Raw genomic sequence first — 24,759 nt, 5'->3', positions numbered from 1 at the left:
ACTTTCAGGGCTTATCAGAGAAGTCAGGAGGCAGAGAGTAGGAGGAAAGAATTATGAATGAAAACTTTAGTTCTGGGTTATTACCCAGGTTAAAAAGAAGAATTGTATCTCGTGCTATGCGTCTTGATACAAAGCGCCCAGACGAGACATTTCGCCTCCAGTCTTGCTTCAATCCCACGCTTTTAAACGTAAGTTACTTCTGCCTCCTGCCTTCTCCCTCCTGAATGCACTAACTTTTACTTTTAAGTAATCTAAAATATCAATAGCAAGGGGATAATTACCGAATTTATTTTTAAGTAGAATATTTATATCTAATATTGTCAGAAAAACTTAATAATTTCTGGTTATGATTAGCATTTTTTTGAGAGCCGCAAATTGTCCGCACTTGGTTTCTCTGTGAGACGCACTCGCATTCCCTAATGTGCCACTGACACGAATAAAGGCTTACTAGTTTGCTGAATTGGCAAGGGTGGCTTGGAAACTCAGATTTTCAAAGCTGCAATACGAAAGTAGCTATGCTCCTTGGCAACATCCAGAATTTTTAAGTGAAGCGTGAATTGGAATCTGGAGTTGTAAGCGATGTCTAAGGGCGGGCTATGGCTCAATACGGTTCGGTTAAAGGGCAAAGGGGAAAGGTTTTAAATACATCTTTACCCCTTAACCTTTTCCCTATTTTCAAGATAGGTTTATTGCCTATACTTGCACTTTAAATTACAGCTTCTTGGCGTTGGCAATCAAAAACAACCATGTAGGAAGCATTTGGTACTTCCTGGGGGAGGTGCCGCATATAGCCATCGGCATCAGAACGGCTGCGGAAGCGGGCAACAATCTCCCGTTGCGTATTAGGAAGTAGACGAGCGATCGCCCAAGAATTGAGGCGTTCTTTATAAGCAACAGGCTGATTGTCTGATTTGGAAACTTTGTTATCCGTATTTTCTGGCATAATTATGTTATCCGTATGAAGTTTAATGAAGGGCGTTAATTAGTTTCTAGGTAGGAATGCACTAACGCTTTTTTTTAATGCTGCTGCCACCTTGTTATTCGATTATTTATAGATTGTCAACACTGAGCGCTATATTTTAGACCAACTAAGTTGGAACTTTCAGGTGGTTATGAATCTCAAAGCCTTAATTTGCAATTGTTTGCAGGACACAATAATGCTCAAGCAAAAAGTTTGGCAATTATTGGGTTTGCATAATTTGTATGCATACACATAAGTAAATTCCGCATCAGTAACAAAACAAATATCAATGTTTGAAAAAATACTATTAAAAACTCAATAGAAAATGCATAATAACGTGCCTAGAATTAATGGTCGCTGACACACTCTTAATTTTTCTATGGTGCGATGCCTACGGTAAAGCTATATTGCAGGTATTTACGTTTTTTATAGTTAGTTTAGAATAGTTAAATTTTTATAGTCTCTTTAGATATTAAAAAATGAATTTCTTCTCAGGCTTTCACTAGAGTTTTAGGCAAAATATATTGTGCGATCGTTTAATTTCAAATATCTTGACTAACTGCCATAGAATAGTTAATATTTTCGCATTATATCTATATTCATGATAATGGAAACACCCTTTGTAACATCAATTATTCAAAAAGTAGCAGGGAAAATAGGAGCAGTAGTTTTAGTAGACCCAGAATGCACCTTTGTGGGACTGATTACGTTTAAAAATGGTAATAAAACCTTTTTTCGTAGTAGCAGGTTTAGTATTAATTCTTCTGGTTCAGTAGCAATAGCTAAAGACAAAGGGGTTTCGAGTTTTTTCCTGAATAAGTTTGGCTATAAAGTTACTGAAGGACAAACATTTTTTAGTGAAGAATTATGCGAAGAATTAGCTAATACTAGAAATATAGATACAGGATTATATTATGCTAAAGAGTTGGGATTTCCTGTAATTGTCAAGCCGGTTAATCTCAGTAAAGGAGTATTTGTTACAAAGGTTCATAACAAACAAGAATATTATCAAGCAGCTAAGAAAATCTTGCAAAAAACATCAGTATTTATTGTTGAGCGATTCTATAGTGGCAATGACTATAGAATTGTAGTCCTTGATGATGAAGTAATTTCGGCGTATCAAAGAATTCCTTTATTTATAATGGGAGATGGTCAATCTAATGTTTTGGAGCTTATGCAAGAAAAACAGGAGACTTTTATCAAAAATGGTAGAAAAGAAATTATAGATTTTGAAGATTATAGAATCAAAAAAAATTTGCGGAGACGAAAGCTAAATTTTAATACTGTTATACCCAAGAATAATATAGTTTATCTTTTAGACAATGCAAATTTATCAACTGGTGGCGAAGCAGTAGACTTCACTGAAAATATACATCCTGATTTTCAAAAGTTAGCAATAAGTATTGTAAAAGATATGGAATTGAGATTAGCAGGTGTGGATATTCTTACTAGTGATATAACATCACCAATTGTAGATTATACAATCATTGAAATAAATGGCGCTCCTAGCTTAACTCATTATGCTTCATTTGGTGAAGTTCAGACGAAAAGAGTAGAAAATTTATATCTCAAAGTTCTAAAAGCACTTGAAAGCGGAAATTTTGACTAGAGCAAAGCAGGGGTTGCTCCAATCTTGAATTCTTTTGAAATAGGACTTATGCAAAACTATGGTTCTTCATTACTTATTATGCTAAATTAATAAATAAAATGCCAAATTAATAAACATATGACTTTGAAATTTTCAAAGTTTCTAAATCCATAGCCAGAACGTTTAATCAGTTTAAGCTTGTTATTAATTCCTTCAACCATGCCACTAGTTGTGCCATTATCAAAATAAGCAATAATTTCATCAAACCAACGAATAATAGTGTTGTTGATATTGGGAAAATATTTTTTAGCTCTCGATATCCACATAAATAGTTTAAACACAAACATTGCTTATATGCCAATATTTGCGGTGCTTTTAGGAATATTTTAATACAGTTTTTAATATTATTTTGGATTCATAACTAATAATTTAGCATGACAAGTACTGAAGAACCGTAATTTCTCACTATCATTTGATAAATTTACAGGCAAAAACAAACAATTAAGATTGACTTAATATTAAAAACACTGTCTGCAATAACCCTATAACAAAACCCAGAACACCACCTAAAGTGACAATTGCCTGCAATTCATTTTTGACAATTCCCTCAATCGCATCTTCTAAGTCAGCCGGTGAAGTTGATTTCACACGGTCAACTATCACTTCATCTATTGACAAAATTGGAATTACCTGTGCCACAATTGCTTCTAAATCTTTTTCCAAATATTTCTCTAAAATTAGAGCCAATTCTTGACTCATCACTTCTAAAGAAGTACTGACAACGGGTGAAGTACTAAGACGATTCAGCAGTACTACAGCAATATTTTCCCAATCCACAGAATCAGTTAATCCTTGTAAAAAATCGCTACCACTGTTTTGCAGGTAATGACGGACACTTTCACGGGTGGTTTTTCGTAGTTGGCGCACCGTACCAATTGGCAAGTTTTGTAATGATAAATTTTGCAAGAATTTCCGAATGCGATCGCGCACCTGCAAATCTTGAGTCAATTCCTGCAAGCGAGTATTGGTAGCCTCTTTTTCATCCAAGCAAAAAGTCCGTAGCCGTGTAAGAGTATTACGTAAGCCAAACAAATTTGCTACTACCCAATAAGTCCCACTAGTTTTTTCGCGGAATCCTTCATCAATAATTTGAATCGTGCGATCAGTCAAAAAATCAACTATCGCTTGGCGCAGCAGATCCGGCGGTAAAACTACCTCCAACAACCAATCAACAAGCCGCGTGGCTTGTTCTTCACTCAGTTGAAATTCCAGCAATATCTGGTCAAAAATCTGATTTATTTGCGCTTCTAAAAAGTCTTCACGTCGCGCCAAAACCTTGAGTAAGCGTGGTAAGGATTCCCCTAGTAAATCCCGCAAAATTCCGGCTACAATTTTGGTACTTTTCTGGTTTTTATCTGTTTTGATTTGTTCAATCGCCAGCCGCAACAACCAGATAATTGCTGCTTGCACGCGTTCTGTCTGCAACAAACGCCGGGCCAGATTTTGCAACTCTTGTGGTGTCAGCAGTGACCCCATGATTGTATTGGAAATGTTCTTAGCCAGACGTTCCTGGTTGCGGGGAATCAATCCAGGGGTGAAGGGTACTCTTCGTCCAGCAATATAAATTGCTCGGTAAGGACGGAACAACATTTTAATGGCTATATCGTTTGTGAAATAGCCAATAATTCCACCCAGTACCGGGGGAGCCACATAAAACCAAAGATGAAACCAGTCCACAGGATTTTGGATTTTGGATTTTGGATTTTGGATTCTAGATTAGAAATTAGGGATTGGGGATTGGTAATTGGCGGTTATTAGTTATGATTTATTTTTCCACTAACTACTAACGATTTTCCATTAGCCATTACCGATTCCGCAGTCCCCAATCCAAAATCCCAAATCTAAAATTTGCTGACTACCAGCATTCCCATCATACCGTTCACAATGGGGTAGTGTGTGGCAATAGCAAAACCAACTTGATGAGCTAACTCTATTTGCTCTTTGCCGATGGGAAAACGGTCTAAGCTGGGACTGATGTAAGCATATTCTTCTTTTAAGCCTAAATAATTGGCAACTGGTACCACGAAACCGTCCAGATACAACTGCTGAAAAGCACGTAGCTGAGGATTGCTCGGTCGATGAAAGTCTAAAATTGCGGCTTTAGCACCCGGCTTCAAAACGCGGTGTAACTCTTGGAGACTGCGAGGAATATCTTTAACATTTCTTAAACCATAGCCCATTGTTGCGGCATCAAATTGGTTATCTTCAAAGGGTAAATTTAGCACATCGGCTTCTACCCAGGCGATCGCAGGTTGGGGATACTGCTTTTGGGAACGTTCTTTAGCAGTTTCTAGCAGGTTTGGGGAAAAGTCTACTCCATACACTTGTCCTGTCGCTCCCACGTGCCTCGCTAAACGTAAGGCTAAATCACCACTACCGCAACATAAATCTAATGCAGTATCACCCGGTTGAGCCGCACTCCATTTTACTGCCATTTCCTTCCAGATTCGATGCTGTCCCAGACTCAACCAATCGTTCAACTGGTCATAAACTGGAGCAATACGGTTAAAAATGGACTGAATTTCGTTAGTCATTAGTCATTGGTCATTGGTCATTAGTCATTCGTGATTTGTCATTCGTCATTTGCCAATGGACTTTGGACAAATGACAAAGGACAACTACACAATGGTTTGATGAGAGCGGCTACTAGTGAAAGCGATCGCTACCAGTTGCGCTGATAAATTAATTAGGGTTAATTCATCTTCCCGCAAAGTGCAGGGTTGCTTCCACTGTAGTGATAATACGCCCAAAAGTTCATTCCGGTAGCTAATCGGGATCACTAAATGTGCTTGCACACCCGTATTTTGGTAGTGAATAGCATCAACTAATTTAGTGTCTTTAACTACATTTAAGGAAACTTGGATTTGCCCAGTGGCGATCGCTTCCCTTGTTAGTGGGTCTTCAGATAACCAATTTTCTATTGTACCTGTTTCGCTGTAAGTTCCTTGAGTCGCAACCAGAGTATTTCCATCTGTAAGTTGTAAAATACAGCCTTCTGCCCCAAAAGTCTCACTCACAGCCCTAGCAATGGGAGCAAGAGTTTCCTCTAAGCTAGAAGCAGCTTGAGTTACCTGTACTAAAACACTCAGCAGCGCCATTTGAGCATGAGCACGGCGTAATTCTTCTGTACGTTGCTTGAGCAAGTCGTAAGTTTCTGCTGCTCTTTGCACCACTGCCTTCAGTTCCCCTGGGTCCCAAGGCTTGGTGATATATTTGTAGACTTGCCCAGCATTAATCGCTTCTACCAAGTCTTCAATATCAGTAAATCCAGTGAGAATTATTCTCACTGTATCGGGAAACTGAGGTACAGTCTTACTGAGAAACTCAGTCCCTTTCATTTCTGGCATCCGTTGATCGGAGATAATCACCGCTACCTCCCCTTCTGCTGCCAAAACTTGTAGGGCGTTCACTCCACTATCAGCTTTCAGAACATTAAAATCGCGTCGAAATGTGCGATAAAGCAGATCGAGATTATCTGGCTCATCGTCAACTACCAGGATTTTCAGCTTTTTTGGTCGTTCGAGAGTCATTACTTGATATTGGACTTTATCAATTTCGACACTGGGATTATCCATAAGATATTTCCTTTAAATATTCACACTCTTGTTATATTCCATACCAAGTTTAGTTGAGAATAGCCGAAAATTGCCAAGGGTTTATACGGAGTTATTTTGCATATTTTAAAACGCTAATAGTGAGCGCTACAGAGTGAATTTGCTGCGGAATTTTTTCCTTCTGCTTCCTGCCTCCCACCTCCTGCCTCAAAACCCGTAACTTTGTACTTCATGTCAAAGAAAACTGCTGTAAGTTTCCACAGATGAACTTAAGGCAGTCTGTCTGGGTAGTTCATAGATTAGAATAAGACTTGCTCATGAGGTATTAACCAACCTCTCAAGTTGAAGCTTGCACTCCGATTATGACTGATCTACCACCCAACGCTCAGAATCCCGAAGACAATGTTACTAACGATGTAGCACAAGAATTACTGCGAAGGCTGAGGCAAAAACAAGGCAACTGGGTGGAATGGGGAGGCGCGATCGCCTCGTTGCTAAAAATCGGTTATAACCCCCAAGAAATTTTTGAGGCAACTGGATTTGAGCCGATTCAACAAAATCAGGTGGTTGTTGGTTCTCAAGTTTACAATTCTTTGGAAAAGTTTGGAGTATCGGAAGCAACGCGATCGCACTACACCACACGTGGAAGTGATGTTTTATACGAACTGCGTTTGCTCACCCAAGAAGAACGCGCTGCCGCAGCTGAACTGATCTTTGTTCACAAACTCGATGCCGATGAGGTGAAGGAAGTAGCAAAAGCAATTAAAGAGTTCTCATATTTCCGCACTTTGCCGGAAGGGTTTTCTGCCCATCCTGGGGATGCCGTTGCTCACCAAGTTTGGAAACTAGCACGCCAAAATGCAGATTTACAACAGCGATCGCGCCTGATCGCCAAAGGTTTGCGTTTTGCTCACACACCAGCAGCAAGGCAAAAAATTGAACAACTACTGACTGATTTTACTACTGTTCCCCAGCGTCCAGCGCCAATATTACCCTTTTACCGACTGGAGTTTGAAGAACAATTACCCCGAATTTTGCCCGTAGTCGGTGAGTTGCCTTTGTCACGGCAAGACTTGCAAGCTGTGCCTATACTCACAGAAATTGAACCATTTCGCCTAGTCAAGTTTTCTGGAGAACAAGCTTGGATACCTTTACCAGGTTGGCAAGTGCTGTTAGCGGCAGAAGATCCAGTAGTGATTTTAGCGAATAGCGATCGCTTCCCCATCCAAACCCAAAGCCAAATAGGGCCAGTTGTAGTAGTGATAGATCGTGCCCAACGAGAATGGGATGCCTCCAGCTACTTTGTTGTTGAAAATGGTGATGAATTAGATTTTCAGTGGTTTGAAACTGAACCAGAAATTCCCTTATTAGGACAAATTATCATTATTGTTCGTCCTAAGAAAATTCTGGATGAAGAATTAACTAAGGATTCTTGGCAGATTGATGAATAATTTCAATTTTCAAGAGGACTAACTCCGTGATGTGATTTGGCAAAAGGGACTGGGGATTAGGGATTGGGGACTGGGTGTAAAATCGAAAAATTATGGTGCTTGCTCTTACCCACCACCAAATTTTAAAAAACAATTCCTGATACCCATTACCCAGTACCGGAGCGGCGAGGAGTTGATATCCTCCAATAGCGCATAGGAAATAGGGCATTAGTTGAATTTTATCTTTGGCCAATGTCGCCAGTTGCTTTAACTCTATTAACTAGAGCAAGCCACTGGCTCCCCAATGCCCTGCTTGAACTCTTTATTTTTCATTGATCTATTAATTTGTGTAAGTCCAGATTTTGAGGGATGATCACATGCTCTGAACAGTTACTAAGTAACAACCTTAAGAGAAAAAATTCTCATTTTTTCAGCTTAAAATGGATAAACTATAATTTATATTGCAAAATTTAAATAAATTTAAAAACCATTTTAATTGCTCAAAAATGCATTATTCGAGCAAAATACTTAAGAAATTAAGTATTTTTTTTGTTATTTTAACTTTTCCTGTATCTTCTTTTATTACCACAATTATTGAGTAAAAAACAAATTCCTATTTTTTTCGATTTAGTTTCTTAAAGAATTCAGAAGTCAGAATCAATTAGTCAGGGATTCAGGGGAAATTTGATGGGCATGAAACAAACCCAAAGATTCCCTGTTGACTATCTCATGACTCAAGCATTGTCCAACATAGCGATCGCTCATTTGTAGCTGAACAAGGAGTTTTCCAAAAATGTCTCTAACTAAACGTTGTTTGGCCGAATTTATTGGCACATTCTGGCTTGTTTTAGGTGGTTGTGGTAGTGCTGTTATAGCCGCAGCCTACACAGCTGATGCTGCAAAAATCAGCGAAAGTACCTCCTTTCCATTGGGTATTGGATTGGTTGGTGTATCTTTGGCATTCGGGCTTACCGTCCTCACAGGGGCTTATGCTCTTGGTCATATTTCTGGTGGGCATTTCAATCCAGCTGTTTCCTTTGGATTGTGGGCAGGTAAGCGCTTTCCGGGGTCTGACTTATTACCTTACATTGCCTCTCAAGTAATCGGTGCAGTTGTTGGTGCGGGCATTATTTATCTGATTGCTAGTGGCAAAACTGGATTTGCCCTGACTGGCTCCAACCCATTGGCTACCAACGGCTATGGTACTCATTCTCCAGGTGGTTACACGCTGTTTGCTTGCTTTCTTAGTGAAGTTGTGATGACTTTCATGTTTCTGCTGATTATTCTGGGTGTGACTGATAGCCGCGCTCCTAAAGGATTTGCACCATTGGCAATTGGTTTTGGACTCACCTTGATTCACCTAATTAGCATTCCTGTAACCAACACCTCGGTTAATCCCGCCCGTAGTACGGGAGTTGCTATATTTGCAGGTGCAGGACTCTTTTCCCAAGTCTGGCTGTTCTGGATAGCTCCGATTTTAGGAGCTATTTTAGCAGGATGGTTGTATGTAGGCGTCTTTAGTGAATCAACTGTGGAAGAACGGCAAACTATCAAAGAGCTAGTCTAAGATTCATTTTCTAGTAATTGTTTGTAGTTTGCACTTTAGCAAAGACAGCGCACACTACAAACCTATCAAATCAAACTTGACAGACTACTCTCCATCAAGAGGCTCAGATCCCCGACTTCTTAAAGAAGTCGGGGATCTTTTTGTTCATAACTCATTTAGGATTGCTATATCAGCAATCTAGTAATTTGGAATTCATAAATCACCTAAAATTATTCATATCTGCGGTTTTAGAATTAAATCCTAAATCTAAAATTTTATATGTCTGACTCTAAATTTACTGCTCCTGTGGCTCAAGAATTACTCCACTCAAAATTGTTGGAGCGATCGCCTTTTCCTTCTTTACAAGAGAAAATTCTCGCAATCCGCAACAGTTTACGCCCAGGACAGCAGCAAATGGCTGACTGGCAATCTGGCCCTTTGGCGATTTCCGCCGTTCCTGGTGCAGGAAAATCTACGGGTATGGCGGCGGCGGCGGCGATCGCGATCGCCCGTCAGTATGAACGTTCATCCTCGCGCCGTCAGTTGGTAGTCGTTACTTTTACTCGCTCTGCTGCTGCCAATATTAAAGCTAAGATTCGTAAATTTTTACGAGATGATTTATCTCTGCCTCAGATGGGCTTTTTTGTCTATACCTTACATGGTCTAGCGTTAAACATTGCCAGCCGCCATTCTGATTTGTCGGGTTTGCAGTTAGAAAATGTCACATTAATTACACCAACCCAAAGTCACCGCTTTATCAGAACTGCTGTAGAACAATGGATTGGAAATAATCAAGATAGATATTTGCGGTTATTAGAAGGTCATCAATTTGATGGAGAAGAGACAGAAAGGTTACGTCGCCAATCGGTGCTGCGAACAGAAGTCTTGCCAGAATTAGCTAATACGGTAATTCATGAAGCCAAAAGTTCTGGAATATCGCCAGAATTGTTACGGGAGTGGAGTCAACAAACCACAGACGAATATGCAATTTTGAGTGTAGCGGCGGGATTGTATGAGCAATATCAAAACTTAATGCGATCGCGTGACTTCATTGACTACGACGATATGATTTTAGCCGCACTGCGGGTTTTAGAAAATGACAGCGCCCGTCGCATCGAGCAAAATCAAGTATTCGCCGTCTTTGAGGACGAAGCCCAAGATTCTAGCCCGCTTCAGACGCAGTTATTAGAAATTTTGGCGAGTGATGGGGATAACTCCTCACTCCTAACAGACGCGATGAATCGCGTCTCTACTGCTGACTCTTGTACAGACGCGATTCATCGCGTCTCTCCTAACTCCCCACTCAACTTAGTCCGAGTTGGCGACCCTAACCAGGCGATTAACTCAACCTTTACTCCAGCCGATCCGATTTATTTCCGGCAATTTTGCGAAGAGTGCGATCGCATTGAGCGATTGGCAACGATGGATCAAGCTGGTCGCAGTACTAGAATTATCATTGAAGCTGCTAACTTTGCCCTCACATGGATCAATAATCAGTGGTTAGCAAAAACCAATAACGGACAACAGATTCCTGACAACCGACAAGTCCCATTTCGCTTGCAGACAATTCGCCCTGTTAATGCTGGTGATCCGCAAACTAACGCCAACCCCGCACCAGTAGGACGAGGTTTAGAACTTTATACACCGCGTGATATTCATCAGACCGTTGAATTGTTATCTCAAAGGGTGATTGAGTTATTTGGCGAAGACCCAACAAAAAATAGTGCAGCGATTTTAGTCAGAGAAAATCGCCAAGGACGCTGGCTAGGAGAAGCTTTAGCACCTGTTTGCAAAGAGCATAATATTACACTTTACGATGTGGGAGAACGCGATCGCCGTTCCCATGTCCCCCAAGAAATTTTGGCATTATTGCAATTTTGCGATCGCCCCCACTCCCCCGATTATCTCAAAGCCGCCCTAGAAGCTTTAGTACAGCGTCAGTTAATTCCTACCCAAGACCTCAACGCCCTTGCTAGTCTGCCAGAAGAGTTTTTATATCCTAGTCCACTAGCAGCATCCCAATCAGAAACAGTACAAAAAGCTGCTCGTTTGTGTCGCAATTTACTTCGCGCTCGCTTAGAACTGCCTCTTTATCAGCTAATTTCCTTTCTCGCCTTGACCTTAAATTACGACCAAGCAGAATTGGCAACTGCTGACAAACTCGCAGAACGGGTTAACCAACAGATAGCTGGCAATAGTTCAATGAGTGGGATGCTTTCAGCTTTAAGTGAAATCGTCAGTTCTGAACGGTTTGAACCAGTGGAAACCGAGGATTCGGAAGAACGTTACACTCGTCGCGGTCAACTGACGATTATTACCATGCACAAAGCCAAAGGGCTGGATTGGGACTATGTGTTTCTTCCCTTTCTCCACGAAAACTTGATTCCTGGCAGATTTTGGGTTCCTCCCCAAAGCCAATTTTTAGGCGACTTTACCTTATCAGAAGTAGCCCGCGCCCAAATTCGTGCGACTCTCCACGAAGAATCTACCATACCGGATGTTAGTCAAGCATGGGAGGTGGCAAAGAATTTGAAAACATCTGAAGAATATCGTTTACTCTATGTTGCCATGACACGAGCGAAGCTTTTGTTATGGATGTCTGCGGCGCAGAAAGCGCCCTTTACTTGGAGTAAACCAGATAATTTACAAGAACAAGCGCCTTGTCCTGTGTTTCCGGCATTAAAACGCCAGTTTCCTGAATGTGTGATGAATTTAGCGGCAATGATCAAATAGGGATTGGGCATGGGACATTGGGCATTGGGCATTGGGAAGAAATTTTTGTTGTTCCCCTTGTCCACACTTGTTACAAAGAAACTGAATTGAGAGTGCAACGTCAAACAAACTATTCAATTTAAAAACATATATGAAATCAATCATCCAAGCATCTGCTTTACTCAAAAGCACCTTTCAGTCACCCAGAGGAGTTTTATTGACATTGGCGTTGACAAGCTTGCTCTCTTGTGGATTTGGACTTGCTGAAAACAACTTCGCTGGGGCTATTCCTCGCCCAGACAGCACTCAATTGTCCCAAAGACCCCAATCGCAAGGAAATAAGTTACCGAAGGCGATCGCTAATCAAATTTTACAGGATGCGTCTAAGCGTTCCGGCATACCTAAACGGCAATTACGGATTACTCAAGTCACATCGAAAACTTTTGGTAATCCTTGTGAGTTCAATTTTGGAGAAATTTGTACTAGGGAATATAACCCTGTTGAAGGTTGGGAAGTAGTTGTCAGAGTCCGCAAAGATTCGTGGACTTACCGTGTAGATAAATCTGGAAAGCAAATCGTTTTAGATCCGCAAGTGAGTGCTTTACAGACATTGCCGAAAGCGATCGCAGATGCAGTTTTAAACGATGCCTCAAAGCGTTCTGGGGTAAGAATTGCTGATTTAAAAATTACTCAAGCTACATCAAAAACCTTTGGAAACCCCTGCCAATTCAATTTTGGCGAAGTATGCACCCAGCAGTACGACCCCGTTGAAGGCTGGGAAGTGATTGTCAAGGTTAAAGAGCAATCTTGGACTTATCATGTGAATAAATCCGGTTCGCAAATAGTTTTAGATCCTAAAGTCAGCGCCACTGGAAAAAGTTATTGAAGAAGAATTCTGAATTCTAAATTCTGAATAAACCCCTCTCCAAACCTCTCTCCGCTTCGGGGAGAGGCTTTGAAACCCCCATTCCCTTGTAGGGAATGGGGGCTAGGGGGGTTATGTTTCTGAGGCTTAGAAGTTACCAAAAATACTTTTCAAATATCCTCTAAGCGTTCGCCCTAGCGTCTCCAAAGGAGAAGAGAGGCTTTCTGCTACGGTATCCACCATTTGTACAGAATTCTGAATTCTGACTCCTGAATAGCGATCGCGATTGGTTAAATCCTTTATTTAATTGCAGTTATAGCAATTTTAATAGTATATAATAATGGATCGTGTCGAATCAAAGCTAGACCCATGCCTAAACTAAAGACTCGTAAAGCAGCGGCAAAGCGATTCCGTGCCACCGGCACCGGCAAAATCGTCCGTCGTAAAGCGTTCAAAAGCCACCTTTTAGAACACAAATCTTCTGACAAAAAGCGTGGTATGCGCCAAAGTGCGCTTGTACATGAACGTGATGAACTTAACGTTCGCTTGATGCTCCCATATTTGTAAGTATTTTAGGAAATAAGTTATGACTCGGGTAAAACGCGGTAATGTAGCTCGGAAGCGCCGCAATAAAATTCTCAAACTAGCTAAAGGTTTTCGCGGTTCCCATTCAACTCTGTTTAGAACTGCTAACCAACAAGTGATGAAGGCGCTACGGAGTGCCTACCGCGATCGCAAAAAGAAAAAGCGCGATTTTCGTCGCCTCTGGATCACCCGCATCAACGCTGCTTCCAGGCAACACGGCTTGAGCTACAGCCAGTTGATCGGTAACTTGAAAAAAGCTGATATCCAACTAAATCGCAAGATGTTGGCGCAATTGGCAGTCCTCGATCCAGCTAGCTTCGGCAAAGTTGCTGAATTGGCAAATCAAGCTAAAGGATAAAGGTGGTAAGGGATGTATAACAGATGTAACAGATGGCAAGTAATTACTCGGTTACATCTGGTATTATCCGCCACTATTTTTTGGATTTTTTGCTTTTCCATAGTGGGGACAGGATTAACTGCATCTGCTGCCGAAATGTCAGAAATTCAGCAGCGGGGCTATTTAAATATTGCCGTTAAAGATAACTTGCGTCCCTTGGGATTTAAAGATGCTGAGGGTAACTTACAAGGCTTAGAAATTGACTTGGCAAAGCGTTTAGCAACTGACTTGGTTGGTAAAGCCGAGGCTATCAGATTTAAACCTGTAGCGAATCGCGATCGCCTATCTGTAGTCTTAGACAAGAAAGTTGATTTTGCGATCGCTAGAATCACAGCAACCGAATCTCGCAGCCGCATAGTTAGTTTCAGTGTTCCCTACTATTTGGATGGCACTGTATTAGTTACAAAAGATACCTCTGTGCAGAAGTTGAGTGATTTGGCAAAACAAAAAATTGCTGTACTCAACAACTCCAGCACTATTGCTCAAGTGCGGTACTATGTGCCAAATGCCGAGTTAGTAGGGGTGAATTCATATCAAGAAGCGCGAGACGAAATAGAAAATAATGCCGTCGCCGCCTTTGCCGCAGATGCTAGTGTTCTAAGCGGTTGGGTGCAAGAATATCCCCAATATCGGCTACTACCAACCAAGCTATCAACTGAACCCTTGTCTGTAGTAACGCCCAAGGGATTGCAATATGATGAGTTAAGACGAAGCATCAATCAAGCGATCGCTCGTTATTTAGAAGAAGGTTGGCTCCAGCAACGCTCTCAATACTGGGGTTTACCATAAATTAGTCATTGGTCATTGGTCATTAACGAATAACAAATGACAAATGACAAATAACAAATAACAAACTTTATAATATTTGTATTTGCAGCAATGGATAACAGTCTAGCCGTTGTTTATCTCTCAATTTTGGTGGTTATACTCACAATTGCAGCCGTGAGTGTTTTTCGCCAGATTTTCAAAACTCGCAAGATTGAAGGCGCTTTTGCAAGGTTGCGAAAGAAGTTAGAGAAAGAAAAGGGTACGACTCAAGAATATTATGAGTTAGCCAGTATTTATTCAGAAAAAAAAATGTATTCCCAAGCGACCGCGCTATTTCAAAAAGCTCTCAAAGCTGCTGAAGAAGAGGAAGAAGAAGATATTGCCCCCATTTACAACGGGCTGGGCTATATTTATTTTACCCAAGAGCAATATGACTTAGCAATTCGTCAGTATAAAGAAGCTCTAAAAGCTAAACCTGACTACGTAACAGGATTGAATAATCTCGGTCACGCCTACGAAAAGAAAAAATTAACTACTCAGGCGTTACAAAGTTACGAAGAAGCACTCAAATTAGCTCCAAATAACCCTATTGCTAAACGTCGTGCTGAGTCTTTACGCCGTTTGGTTTCTGCGTAAATTGGAGATTGGGGATGAGGATGGGATTTTAGAAAAACTCTTCCCCAGTTCCCAACCCCCAACGATTAACAAATTAATTTAGCTTTAGCCTCTTAATTTATCGGTTTTCAATCTTAGGCTTGGAAATAGATAACTATAAGTCTTTTGTAAAAATGTAAAAGATGATTAAGCGGCTAAAGCGTTTTTTATGGCTATCTATTGCGATCATTTCCATCATTTCTATTTCAATCGGATTAATAGAAACATTGACGGCTCAACAGCCTTCTATTTCCCATCCTCTCACTTCGCTAACCGAGTCAGAAATTAGCACCGCTGTTTCGGTCATCCAAAGAGAAAAAACTTTGAGCGAAATGGCAGCTTTTCCACTTATTGCTTTACAAGAACCAGATAAAAAAGAAGTTCTAAATTTTACACCTGGTAAAGCTTTTGGGCGAAAAGCTTTTTTGGTAATCTATGAGCGATCGCAAAACAAAACTTATGAGGGTGTCGTTGACCTGACAAGCAAAACCTTAAGTTCTTGGAAAGAAATACCGTCTGTCCAACCTGCGATCGTCGCTTCAGAATATCAATTGGCAATTGAAGCTTTCAAATCCGATCCCCGATGGCAAACAGCGATGCAAAAGCGGGGAATTACAGACCTCAACCAAGTCAAAATAAGTTGTTGGGCCCCAGGAATCCTGAGTAAACAAGAAGAAGCAGCAGGAAATCGTCTTTGTCGGGGCTTATTTTATTACAAGGGCGAACACTGGAATTCTTACGGCAGTCCAATTGAAGGAATACTGGCAACTGTTAATTTGAATACAGGTAAAATTTCTAGTTTCGTGGATAGAGGGATAGTTCCTTTTTCTAAAGAAAACTGGAACTACGATGTAAAGTCCTTGGGTAAATTACTTTCACCACTTAAAGCATTAAAAATTCTCCAACCAAATGGTGCAAGTTTCCAGATTAAAGGCAATGAAATTAGCTGGCAAGGTTGGCAATTTCGCTATGTAATGCATCCCCGCAGTGGATTGGTGCTGTACCAAGTGACACACAGCGACGGGGAAAATATCCGACCAGTGCTGTACCGCGCTAGCCTATCAGAGACGGTAGTGCCTTACGGCGATCCAAATCCCACTTGGTCATTCAGAAATGCCTTTGATGTTGGGGAATACAATTTTGGTTCCCTAGCAACCACGATGCAGTTAGGTAAGGAAATTCCGGAAAATGGTCTTTTGCTAGATGCTGTGTTTGCTAATGGCGACGGAGAACCTTATGTGATGCCAGGAGTTATCGGCATATACGAGCGAAATAACGGTATGCTCTGGAAGCACTATGACTATGGCACGCAGCGTAATGATGTCCGTCGCAGTCGAGAATTAATCATGACGATGAATGCGGCCATTGACAACTATGATTACAGCATCAATTGGATCTTTCACCAGGATGGGACTTTGGAAGTCCAAAATGAGTTAACAGGTATCGTACTGGCGCAGGGAACGGCTTCCCAAAAGCAATCTGAGGATGATTCATCTGGTCGGCTAATTGCAAAGAATATCTTCGGAGTAAATCACCAGCATTTTTTCAATTATCGGCTAGATTTCGATGTCGATGGTCAGGCTAATTCTGTGATGGAAATGAATGTGAAAGCTTTGCCGATGGATGAGAAAAATCCTTTAGGAAATGCGATCGCAGTTACAGAAACCCCATTAGCCAAAGAAACGGCTGCTGTGCGCGATTTGGATATGAAAAGCAGTCGAGAATGGATGATTGTTAGTGCAGACAAAAAGAATGTTCTGGATGCTACACCTGGATATATGCTGATGCCTGAAGGAAATTCGATATTTTTCCCTGTGGAAGGCTCGAAAATCCGGGAAAGGGCAGAATTTGCGACTCATCACGTTTGGGTAACCAAATATAATCCAACTGAACTTTATGCTGGAGGAGATTATCCCAACCAAACTCAACCAGGACAAGGTTTACCAAAATATATTGCAGACGATGAAGCCTTGATGGGTGAAGATATCGTACTGTGGTACACAATGGGTGTAACTCATATTCCGCGATCGGAAGATTGGCCTGTGATGCCTGTTCACCGAGTTGGCTTTAAGCTAGTCCCTAGAGGATTCTTTAGCCGGAATCCAGCGATAAATTTGCCTGAATAAAATAATTTGTTGGCTCAAGTTTCCTTCCTTCAGGTTTTTTGTCATGTCTAAAGGGGGTAACTTGAATGCTGATAAACTTATATAGTTCAAATACTGGCACTTGTTAAATAGGATATCTAATGAACTTTCCAGAAATTAATATTCCCGGTGATGGCAAGCTGCACGCTCGCTTAATTACTTCCTTGGGTGAAATTGTAGTTCGTTTGGAAGAAGAGCGAACCCCCAACACCGTCAAAAATTTTGTCGGTCTAGCAACCGGAACAATCGACTGGAAAGACCCTAAAACTGGTGAATCTGCTAAGGGAACTCCAGCTTACGATGGGGTTCGCTTTCACCGCGTCATCCCTGATTTTATGATTCAGTGTGGCGATCCTCTGAGTCGTTATCTAGATACAGCCAGCCGATGGGGTACTGGTGGCCCAGGATATCAATTTGAGGATGAGTTTCATCCTGAATTGAGACATACTGGTGCAGGTATCCTGTCGATGGCTAATGCCGGACGCGGTACTAATGGTTCGCAATGGTTCATTACAGAAGCAGCAACGCCTCACCTTGACAACAAACACAGTGTTTTTGGTGAAGTTGTCGAAGGTCTAGATATAGTCAAGAAGATCGCTAATGTGCGTACAACTAGAGATCGTCCGAATCAAGAGGTTGTGTTACAAAAAGTAGAAATTTTTCGGCAGTAATTAACACCTCGGTTTGTAGTAAGCACTTTAGTGCTTAGAAAATAAGGACTAAAGTCCTTACTACGAACTTGCTTACCCATCAAGATTTTGCAGTCCCATCGCAATCTTGCTGTGTTTTTCAATTTGCCCCATGACTTGTTTGGCGCGTTGAATAACTACGGCTGGTAAACCCGCCAATCTTCCCGCTTCAATTCCATAGGACTTATCAGCACCTCCTGGTTGAACTTGGTGCAAAAAGATAATTTGGTCAGGTAATTCTTTCACCGTCACCTGATAGTTAGCCACATTCGGTATAATGCTAGCCAATTCATTTAACTCGTGGTAGTGGGTAGCAAAAATTGTGCGTGACCGAATATCAACTGCTATATATTCCGCCACCGCCCAAGCTATGGAAAGACCATCAAATGTCGCTGTGCCGCGGCCAATTTCATCTAATAATACTAACGACCTAGATGTGGCATGGTTGAGAATATTTGCCGTTTCATTCATTTCCACCATGAAGGTCGATTGACCAGTTGCAAGATCATCTACTGCACCGACACGGGTGAAAATGCGATCGCATATTCCCAATTTTGCAAACCTCGCTGGTACAAAACTACCAATCTGCGCCATTAACTGAATCAATCCCACCTGACGCAAATAACAACTTTTGCCACTGGCATTTGGCCCGGTAAGAATAATTAAATCGGGATTGTCATTTGTCATTTGTCCTTTGTCATCTGCTAATGACTCTTGACCCAATTGAGTCGAATTCGGCACAAAGAAACCCGCAGGTAAAGACTGTTCCACTACTGGATGACGACCATCAACAATGTTTATCTCCCTTCCTGACAACATTTCGGGACGACAATAACCTTGATGCACCGCCAACTCAGCCAAACCACACAACACGTCCGCCGCTGCCACTGCACGAGACAGATTGCGAATTACTTCCGCCTCTTGTGCTACCTCTTCCCGCAACGCCGTAAAAATCTCATATTCCAACTGATTTAAATCATCTCGCGCCGTCAAAATCCGGGCTTCTCGTTCCTTTAAATCTGGGGTGATGTAACGTTCCTCATTGGTCAGGGTTTGCTTGCGGATATAGTTAGCGGGTACTTGGTCAGCTTTGCTGCGGGAAATACTGATATAATAACCAAAAGTTTTATTAAATCCTACCTTCAGTGTGGAAATTCCCGTCTTAGCTCTTTCATCAACTTCCAAGTTGGCAATCCATTGCTGGTCTGCTTCTACAGTCGCCTTTCTTTCATCCAACAGGGGATTTACACTAGGGCGAATTAATCCGCCTTCTTTAATTAATATGGGTGGCGACTCTACAAGATGTGCGTGTAACTTTTGTGCCAATTCTTCCAACACACTTGGGACTTTCTGCAAAGCTTTCAGGAAAGGAGAACGCGTTTCAACTACTAAGTTGGATAATTCCGGTAAGCGTGAGAGGGAATCTGCCAAAGCTACTAAATCTCTAGCATTCGCTGTACCAGAACCCGCCCTTCCGGTGAGGCGTTCCAAATCATAAATTTGCTTTAACAAATGCCGCAAATCTTGACGCAGGGGCGTATTTTCCATCAATTCTTGGATGGTATCTTGCCGCGCCCGAATACCTTTAATATCAAGTAGCGGTTGCAACAACCACCGCCGCAGAGCACGCCCACCCATCGCTGTACTAGTTTTATCTAACGCCCAGAGTAGGGAACCGTGAAAAGTGCCATCCCGGACGGTTTGGGTAATTTCCAGGTTACGGCGGGTTTGATTGTCAACAATTAAGTAGTCGGTGACAGTGTAACTGCGGAGTCTTTGAAGGGTGACAGGGTTTTCTTTTTGAGTATCTTCCAAGTATTCTAGAAGCCCACCAGCCGCGCGGACAGCGAGAGGAAGATGATCACAACCGAGTCCTTCGAGCGATCGCACCTTAAATTTCTGCAATAATCTAGGTCTAGCTTCACCTTGAGAAAAGGGTAGTTGCGATCGCAAACTATAACAAAATGATGGTGGCAAACACTCTGGTAGATGTGGCGAAGTTTCTCCCGGACGCAGCAAACTACCTAAATCAGGCGCATTTGTCGGAACCAGCACTTCTGAAGGTTGCAAACGCATTAATTCTTGTGTCAAATGTTCTAAATCACTACTTTGAGTAGTAAGGAATTCGCCTGTAGATATGTCTGCATAAGCTAAACCCCAATGATTTGCGGCAATTACTACTGCTGCTAAGTAATTATTGCGACTGGATTTAAGCATTCCTTCTTCCAGCAAAGTGCCGGGTGTAAGAATGCGCGTTACTTCTCGTCGCACCAATCTCCCAGCAGCTTCAGAAGCATCTTCTACTTGGTCGCAAATTACCACCGCGTAGCCTTTTTCTACCAGCAGCGTCGCGTAGCGTTCCCAAGCATGATGCGGAACACCAGACATCGCCACTCGTCCCTGTTCTCCAGCTTGCTTGCTAGTGAGAACTAATTCTAATTCTTGCGCTAGTTTTACAGCATCTTGGAAATAGCATTCAAAGAAATCTCCTACCCGATACAGCAATACGGCGTGAGGATATTTATCCTTCGTCTCGACATAGTGCAGGTACATTTGACTTAGCTTACTGCGGTCTACTTGTCGATGGTCAGAAATAAAAGTACTCGCGTCGGGTTTGGTAGATGGAGTTTCAGAGTGAGAAGCGGTCATAGATGCTATTGGGTTACGCACGAAAATTCCACAATATCCGATGATAACGTGATGTGAAAGTTGAATGGCGATGCCTGCGGTGGGCTACGCCTACGCTCAAGGATATTTTACCTTTATCTGAAAAATGGTGCTGAGATATTTGCGTAACATTGCTAGAACTAATACCAATTCTATGTGAAGCTGTACATTATTTTGACCTTTCCCAATCTCTCCTTGGTAAGGGGGATGTCGCAGGCGGTGGGGTTCTTTCTAAGGGTGTTCATAAAGAATTTGTATAAGATTTATGCACACTTTACGAATTGATAAATTAAGCTTTTTGGCAATTTTGCATAATTTTTAATTTCTATCACTTACCCAGTCTAGAAAAGCATGGTATGCCCTAACACTATAAGACATTCAACTCAACAGTATGTTGACTTCTGTTTTCTAGACAAAAAGCAATTATGGAGTGAAAAGAGGCAGTGCATGAATGCACAAAATAATTTTGACACAAAAAATGGTAAAACGTAGATATAGCAACATTTTATAGACCATTTATCAGCTTTTACGTCTATTTTGGCTCAATACCATGTTAAGTTCTCCAATTGTTCTATCTTTGATTATCATCCTGATTACTCTTGGCGCTTGGATAATGGGATTATCAATTCACAGAACTCAAAAGATTCTCCAATTATTTAAGACAGAACCAGAGAAGCTGAGTTGGAGAATCATGTTTTTACTAATGATTTTTTTTCTTGGTGGTTATTTGTTATGCATCTATTTAATAATTGAGAGGCTGATTGAATGGATACCATTGCTCACTGGCATGGTTTTCTTTTTCGGATCATTATTCGTCTTTTTTAGCGTTACTATCTACTACCTCACACTGCAACGATTGTTTCTAATACAGGAAAAATACCGCACAGCAAAAGAAAATGCAGAGTCAGCTTTATTTAAATTACAAGAAACTCAGCAAGCTCAAATGCAATTAATTCAACGCGAAACTATGTTAGCTTTGGGAACAATGGTTGCTGGAGTTGCCCATGAAATTAATAATCCAGTGAGTTTTATTCATGGGAATTTACAATATCTACATCAGTATAGCCATGACTTACTAAACCTTCTAGCAACTTATGCTTCTGTGTATCCAAATCCAGATGTCAAAATAGTCAAGGCTCTTGCTAACAGCGACCTGAACTTTATCCAGAGTGACTTGCCAAAGCTACTGAACTCGATGCAGGTTGGCACTACTCGTATTGGGGAGATTGTAGAATTGCTCTCAAATTTCTCACGTTTGAATGAAGCTGACTATAAAAAAGCTGACATTCATCAGGGGATTGATAGTACACTAGTCATTTTGCAGCATCGGCTTAATACTTTTGCTAGTAATAGCAAACCTATTTCAGTGATTAAAGAGTACGGAAATATTCCTAAGATTTTTTGTAATCCTCGCTCTTTAAATCAAGTATTTCTAAATTTAATTAATAATGCAATTGATGCATTGATTAAAAAAGCAGCTACTCTCAGTCAAACTACAGATGAAATACCAACTATTCTGATTCGTACATTTCATTCTCAGGAAAATCAAATCACTATCTCAATTGTTGATAATGGTTGTGGCATGAGTGAAGAGATTTGCCGGAGTATTTTCAAACCTTTTTTTACTACTAAGCCCGTTGGTCAAGGAACTGGTTTAGGTTTGTCTATTAGCTATCAAATTATCGTTGAGCAACATGGTGGCTCTATCAAATGTACTTCCGTTGTAAACCAGGAAACTAAAATCGATATTAGACTTCCGATTAAACAAGTATAAAATAGCAATTATTGTAATAATGCCTATTGTACAAAATAAAAGATCCTGTGGGATATTTTTTTCTAGGCTTGTGACTTAATGTTTATCCTCTGTAATCTCCTTGAACTGTGCATAAGCTTCCTTCCAAGCTGATAAATAAAGCTTTTTGGCAATTTTTACATAATTCTTAATTGGTATCACCTCTGCAGTCTAGAAAACTATGGGATGCCCTAATACCAATATTTTTACAGCAAAACTGTGATTTTAAGCAGTAATCAGGGAAATATAAGTTTGATTGACTTTGTAATTATCGCAATGCTTGTTCGGGGTGTTAGCAGAAAGGTTATTTAAAGGTAAAGGATTGAAAATATGTTGGCTATACATAGCATCACAAACGCTAATAATCTGAACTTGCGATTAGAGTCTACTTTGCAAGAATTACCACTTTGGTCTGTTTACTTCGATGCAGATAGTCCAGCAAATGATTTGAATAAACTTTTTAAGCAAGAGCCTTTACTACCAGGAATTATCCTGGTGAAAAATCATAACTATGTAGGGATGATTTCCCGGCAAAGATTTTTTGAACACATGAGTCGCCCCTATAGTTTTCCACTATTTTCTAAACGACCTGTGATCAATCTGATTAACTTTCTTCAGTCAGATGTGTGTGTAATTTCTGAAGATACGCTCATTATAGAAGCAAATAAGGTAGCCTTGCAACGAGAACCTCAATTTGTATATGAGCCGATTTTAATAAAAACTCAGTTAGGTAGCTATAAGCTCCTAGATTTCCATCACTTACTTTTAGCCCACTCCCAAATTCATATTTTAACACTAGCTCAACTAGAGCAAGTAGAAGAACAATCTAGAATCGCTAAAAGAGGTTTTCGGAACCTTAAGAATAACTATACTCGATTAATTCAAAATGAAAAAATGGCTGCTTTGGGACAACTCGTTGCTGGCATTGCACACGAAATCAACAACCCTGTCAATTTTATCGCTGGCAATCTTGTTTATGCAATCAACTACACTAAAGATTTACTGAAATTAGTTAGCCTATACCAATACCATTATCCTGCACCAGTAGCAGAAATTAAAGCTGCGATCGCAGAAATCGAACTAGATTTTTTAACTACTGATTTCCTCAATCTTCTTAATTCTATGAAGTTTGGCACTGAGCGTATCCAAGAGATAGTTCTTTCTTTACGCAATTTCTCTCGCCTTGATGAATCTGAGAAAAAAATAGTTGATATTCATGAAGGTATTGATAGTACTCTAATAATATTACAAAGCCGTCTAATAAATCAGCAAACAGGTCAAAGAATTACTATTTCTAAAGAATATGGAAATCTCCCACTAGTAGAATGCTACGCTGGGTTAATAAATCAAGTATTTATGAATATTTTAGCAAATGCGATTGATGCTATATTTGAGAGCGATGATGAGTCAAAATTGAGTTTTGAATCAACTTCTTCAACTCTCAAATTACCCCTAATTCGTATTCAGACTGAAGTCACAGATAATCAGCAAGTAGTTATTCGCATTGCCGATAACGGTATGGGAATTCCCAAGGATATACAAAAGCGATTATTTGACCCTTTCTTCACCACTAAACCCGTCGGTAAAGGTACTGGATTGGGGCTATCTATCAGCTATCAAATTGTTGTGGAAAAACATTGCGGTCAACTGCAATTCATATCTAATGTAAAAGAAGGAACGGAGTTTATTATCACAATTCCTGTCCAAATTAATTTATCACAAGTTAGTTGAAAAAGCTCTATTTTGATTGGGTAAATAGAGGTGAATAGCGATGCCTGCGGCGGACTACGCCTACACCTACACTTAAGGATATTTTACCCTTTTGTGCGACTGCTTCGGCGTGTAGGTGCTGGAGTTGCTGGTTCATAAGCTTTAAGTCCCCCATCGCCTGTAAAAATTTCTACTTGAAAGGTGCTACTGGTTTTGGCGTAATATTCAGCCACAGTTTTTATTGTCGCATCTCCAATGGAAATCTTTCTAGATGCTAAAGTAGGCCATTCATTAGCTAACTGTTTTAATTGTTCTGAATTCCAAAGTTCACCCACTTGAGTTTCAAAAACTCCCCAAGGTATAACTCCATCTGCTACTTTCACTAAAATATTACCGAAAGCTTGAGCAATTTCATATCGTTTAGAGTTAGCTTGGGCGATATGATTACCAGTTTCTATAATTGTTGCTATTGGTAGTATAAATTTTGCACCTTGTTTTTCTTCTGCCTGAAAACGGGCTTCAACTCTTTTTTTATCCCATTTATCATTATCAGAACCACAAGTCTCTTTACCAGGTACACCTAAATAAACGCAAAGGATGGATGTATCAATAATCAAAACCTTTCTCATATTTAATT

General features: G+C 40.7%; 19 protein-coding genes and 1 pseudogene. 13 read left to right on the top strand and 7 right to left on the bottom strand.

Features of this window, described 5'->3' with window-relative positions:
* Positions 1 to 706: 706 nt before the first annotated feature.
* Positions 707 to 943, bottom strand: coding sequence for a hypothetical protein (locus tag ABF638_RS11460; protein WP_435022849.1), 237 nt, complete (start codon positions 941 to 943; stop codon positions 707 to 709).
* 625 nt (positions 944 to 1,568) lie between these two features.
* Here ABF638_RS11460 and ABF638_RS11455 point away from each other — a divergent pair.
* Complete coding sequence (locus tag ABF638_RS11455) at positions 1,569 to 2,570, top strand: cyanophycin synthetase (RefSeq protein WP_435022848.1); 1,002 nt, start codon at positions 1,569 to 1,571, stop codon at positions 2,568 to 2,570.
* A gap of 86 nt (positions 2,571 to 2,656) precedes the next feature.
* Here the strand turns inward: ABF638_RS11455 and ABF638_RS11450 are convergent.
* From ABF638_RS11450 to ABF638_RS11435, 4 genes and pseudogenes are all read right to left on the bottom strand, one after another.
* Positions 2,657 to 2,890, bottom strand: a pseudogene (locus ABF638_RS11450) (transposase); the annotation flags it as partial.
* Between the two features lie 160 nt (positions 2,891 to 3,050).
* Positions 3,051 to 4,286 (bottom strand): DUF445 domain-containing protein, encoded by a 1,236-nt coding sequence (locus ABF638_RS11445; RefSeq protein ID WP_435022847.1) that lies wholly within the window; start codon positions 4,284 to 4,286, stop codon positions 3,051 to 3,053.
* 164 nt (positions 4,287 to 4,450) lie between these two features.
* A complete protein-coding gene (gene ubiE / locus ABF638_RS11440) occupies positions 4,451 to 5,143 on the bottom strand; it encodes a bifunctional demethylmenaquinone methyltransferase/2-methoxy-6-polyprenyl-1,4-benzoquinol methylase UbiE (protein WP_435022846.1) in 693 nt (230 codons plus the stop codon).
* A gap of 84 nt (positions 5,144 to 5,227) precedes the next feature.
* A complete protein-coding gene (locus ABF638_RS11435) occupies positions 5,228 to 6,184 on the bottom strand; it encodes a response regulator (RefSeq protein ID WP_435022845.1) in 957 nt (318 codons plus the stop codon).
* Between the two features lie 341 nt (positions 6,185 to 6,525).
* Between ABF638_RS11435 and ABF638_RS11430 the strand changes: the two genes are divergently transcribed.
* The 10 genes from ABF638_RS11430 (at position 6,526) to ABF638_RS11385 (ending at position 17,935) form a co-directional block, all read left to right on the top strand.
* Complete coding sequence (locus tag ABF638_RS11430; RefSeq protein ID WP_435022844.1) at positions 6,526 to 7,614, top strand: RuBisCO accumulation factor 1; 1,089 nt, start codon at positions 6,526 to 6,528, stop codon at positions 7,612 to 7,614.
* Positions 7,615 to 8,386: 772 nt separating this feature from the next.
* Positions 8,387 to 9,160: an aquaporin Z gene (gene aqpZ, locus ABF638_RS11425; protein ID WP_435022843.1), complete on the top strand. Its 774-nt coding sequence runs from the start codon at positions 8,387 to 8,389 to the stop codon at positions 9,158 to 9,160.
* Positions 9,161 to 9,418: 258 nt separating this feature from the next.
* The gene (locus tag ABF638_RS11420) at positions 9,419 to 11,872 is read left to right on the top strand and encodes an ATP-dependent helicase (protein ID WP_435022842.1); all 2,454 of its coding nucleotides are present in this window, start codon (positions 9,419 to 9,421) and stop codon (positions 11,870 to 11,872) included.
* A gap of 130 nt (positions 11,873 to 12,002) precedes the next feature.
* Positions 12,003 to 12,737 (top strand): hypothetical protein, encoded by a 735-nt coding sequence (locus ABF638_RS11415; protein WP_435022841.1) that lies wholly within the window; start codon positions 12,003 to 12,005, stop codon positions 12,735 to 12,737.
* Between the two features lie 348 nt (positions 12,738 to 13,085).
* Positions 13,086 to 13,283 (top strand): 50S ribosomal protein L35, encoded by a 198-nt coding sequence (gene rpmI, locus ABF638_RS11410; RefSeq protein WP_069069782.1) that lies wholly within the window; start codon positions 13,086 to 13,088, stop codon positions 13,281 to 13,283.
* A 19-nt stretch (positions 13,284 to 13,302) separates the two neighbouring features.
* On the top strand, positions 13,303 to 13,659 hold the full coding sequence (rplT, locus tag ABF638_RS11405; RefSeq protein ID WP_069069781.1) for a 50S ribosomal protein L20: 357 nt from the start codon (positions 13,303 to 13,305) through the stop codon (positions 13,657 to 13,659).
* 12 nt (positions 13,660 to 13,671) lie between these two features.
* Complete coding sequence (locus ABF638_RS11400; protein ID WP_435022840.1) at positions 13,672 to 14,487, top strand: transporter substrate-binding domain-containing protein; 816 nt, start codon at positions 13,672 to 13,674, stop codon at positions 14,485 to 14,487.
* Between the two features lie 90 nt (positions 14,488 to 14,577).
* Entirely contained in the window at positions 14,578 to 15,102 is a 525-nt protein-coding gene (locus ABF638_RS11395; protein ID WP_420760135.1) for a tetratricopeptide repeat protein, read from the top strand.
* 161 nt (positions 15,103 to 15,263) lie between these two features.
* Positions 15,264 to 17,246, top strand: coding sequence for a primary-amine oxidase (locus ABF638_RS11390; RefSeq protein ID WP_435022839.1), 1,983 nt, complete (start codon positions 15,264 to 15,266; stop codon positions 17,244 to 17,246).
* Positions 17,247 to 17,365: 119 nt separating this feature from the next.
* Entirely contained in the window at positions 17,366 to 17,935 is a 570-nt protein-coding gene (locus ABF638_RS11385; RefSeq protein ID WP_435022838.1) for a peptidylprolyl isomerase, read from the top strand.
* 72 nt (positions 17,936 to 18,007) lie between these two features.
* On the opposite strand, the gene mutS is transcribed toward ABF638_RS11385, so the two are convergent.
* Positions 18,008 to 20,602: a DNA mismatch repair protein MutS gene (gene mutS / locus ABF638_RS11380; protein WP_435022837.1), complete on the bottom strand. Its 2,595-nt coding sequence runs from the start codon at positions 20,600 to 20,602 to the stop codon at positions 18,008 to 18,010.
* A gap of 568 nt (positions 20,603 to 21,170) precedes the next feature.
* Between mutS and ABF638_RS11375 the strand changes: the two genes are divergently transcribed.
* Both ABF638_RS11375 and ABF638_RS11370 read left to right on the top strand, forming a co-directional pair.
* Entirely contained in the window at positions 21,171 to 22,394 is a 1,224-nt protein-coding gene (locus ABF638_RS11375) for a sensor histidine kinase (RefSeq protein ID WP_435022836.1), read from the top strand.
* A gap of 348 nt (positions 22,395 to 22,742) precedes the next feature.
* Positions 22,743 to 24,143 carry an ATP-binding protein gene (locus ABF638_RS11370; RefSeq protein ID WP_435022835.1) on the top strand — a complete coding sequence of 467 codons (1,401 nt, stop codon included), beginning with the start codon at positions 22,743 to 22,745 and terminating at the stop codon, positions 24,141 to 24,143.
* A gap of 83 nt (positions 24,144 to 24,226) precedes the next feature.
* On the opposite strand, the gene ABF638_RS11365 is transcribed toward ABF638_RS11370, so the two are convergent.
* Positions 24,227 to 24,751 carry a hypothetical protein gene (locus ABF638_RS11365; protein WP_435022834.1) on the bottom strand — a complete coding sequence of 175 codons (525 nt, stop codon included), beginning with the start codon at positions 24,749 to 24,751 and terminating at the stop codon, positions 24,227 to 24,229.
* Positions 24,752 to 24,759 lie beyond the last annotated feature (8 nt).

The sequence above is a fragment of the Nostoc sp. CALU 1950 genome (assembly GCF_051172895.1).
GTDB lineage: Bacteria > Cyanobacteriota > Cyanobacteriia > Cyanobacteriales > Nostocaceae > Nostoc > Nostoc edaphicum_A.
The sequence above is the reverse complement of the archived record's forward strand: the minus strand, read 5'-3'. Positions and strand labels throughout refer to the sequence as shown.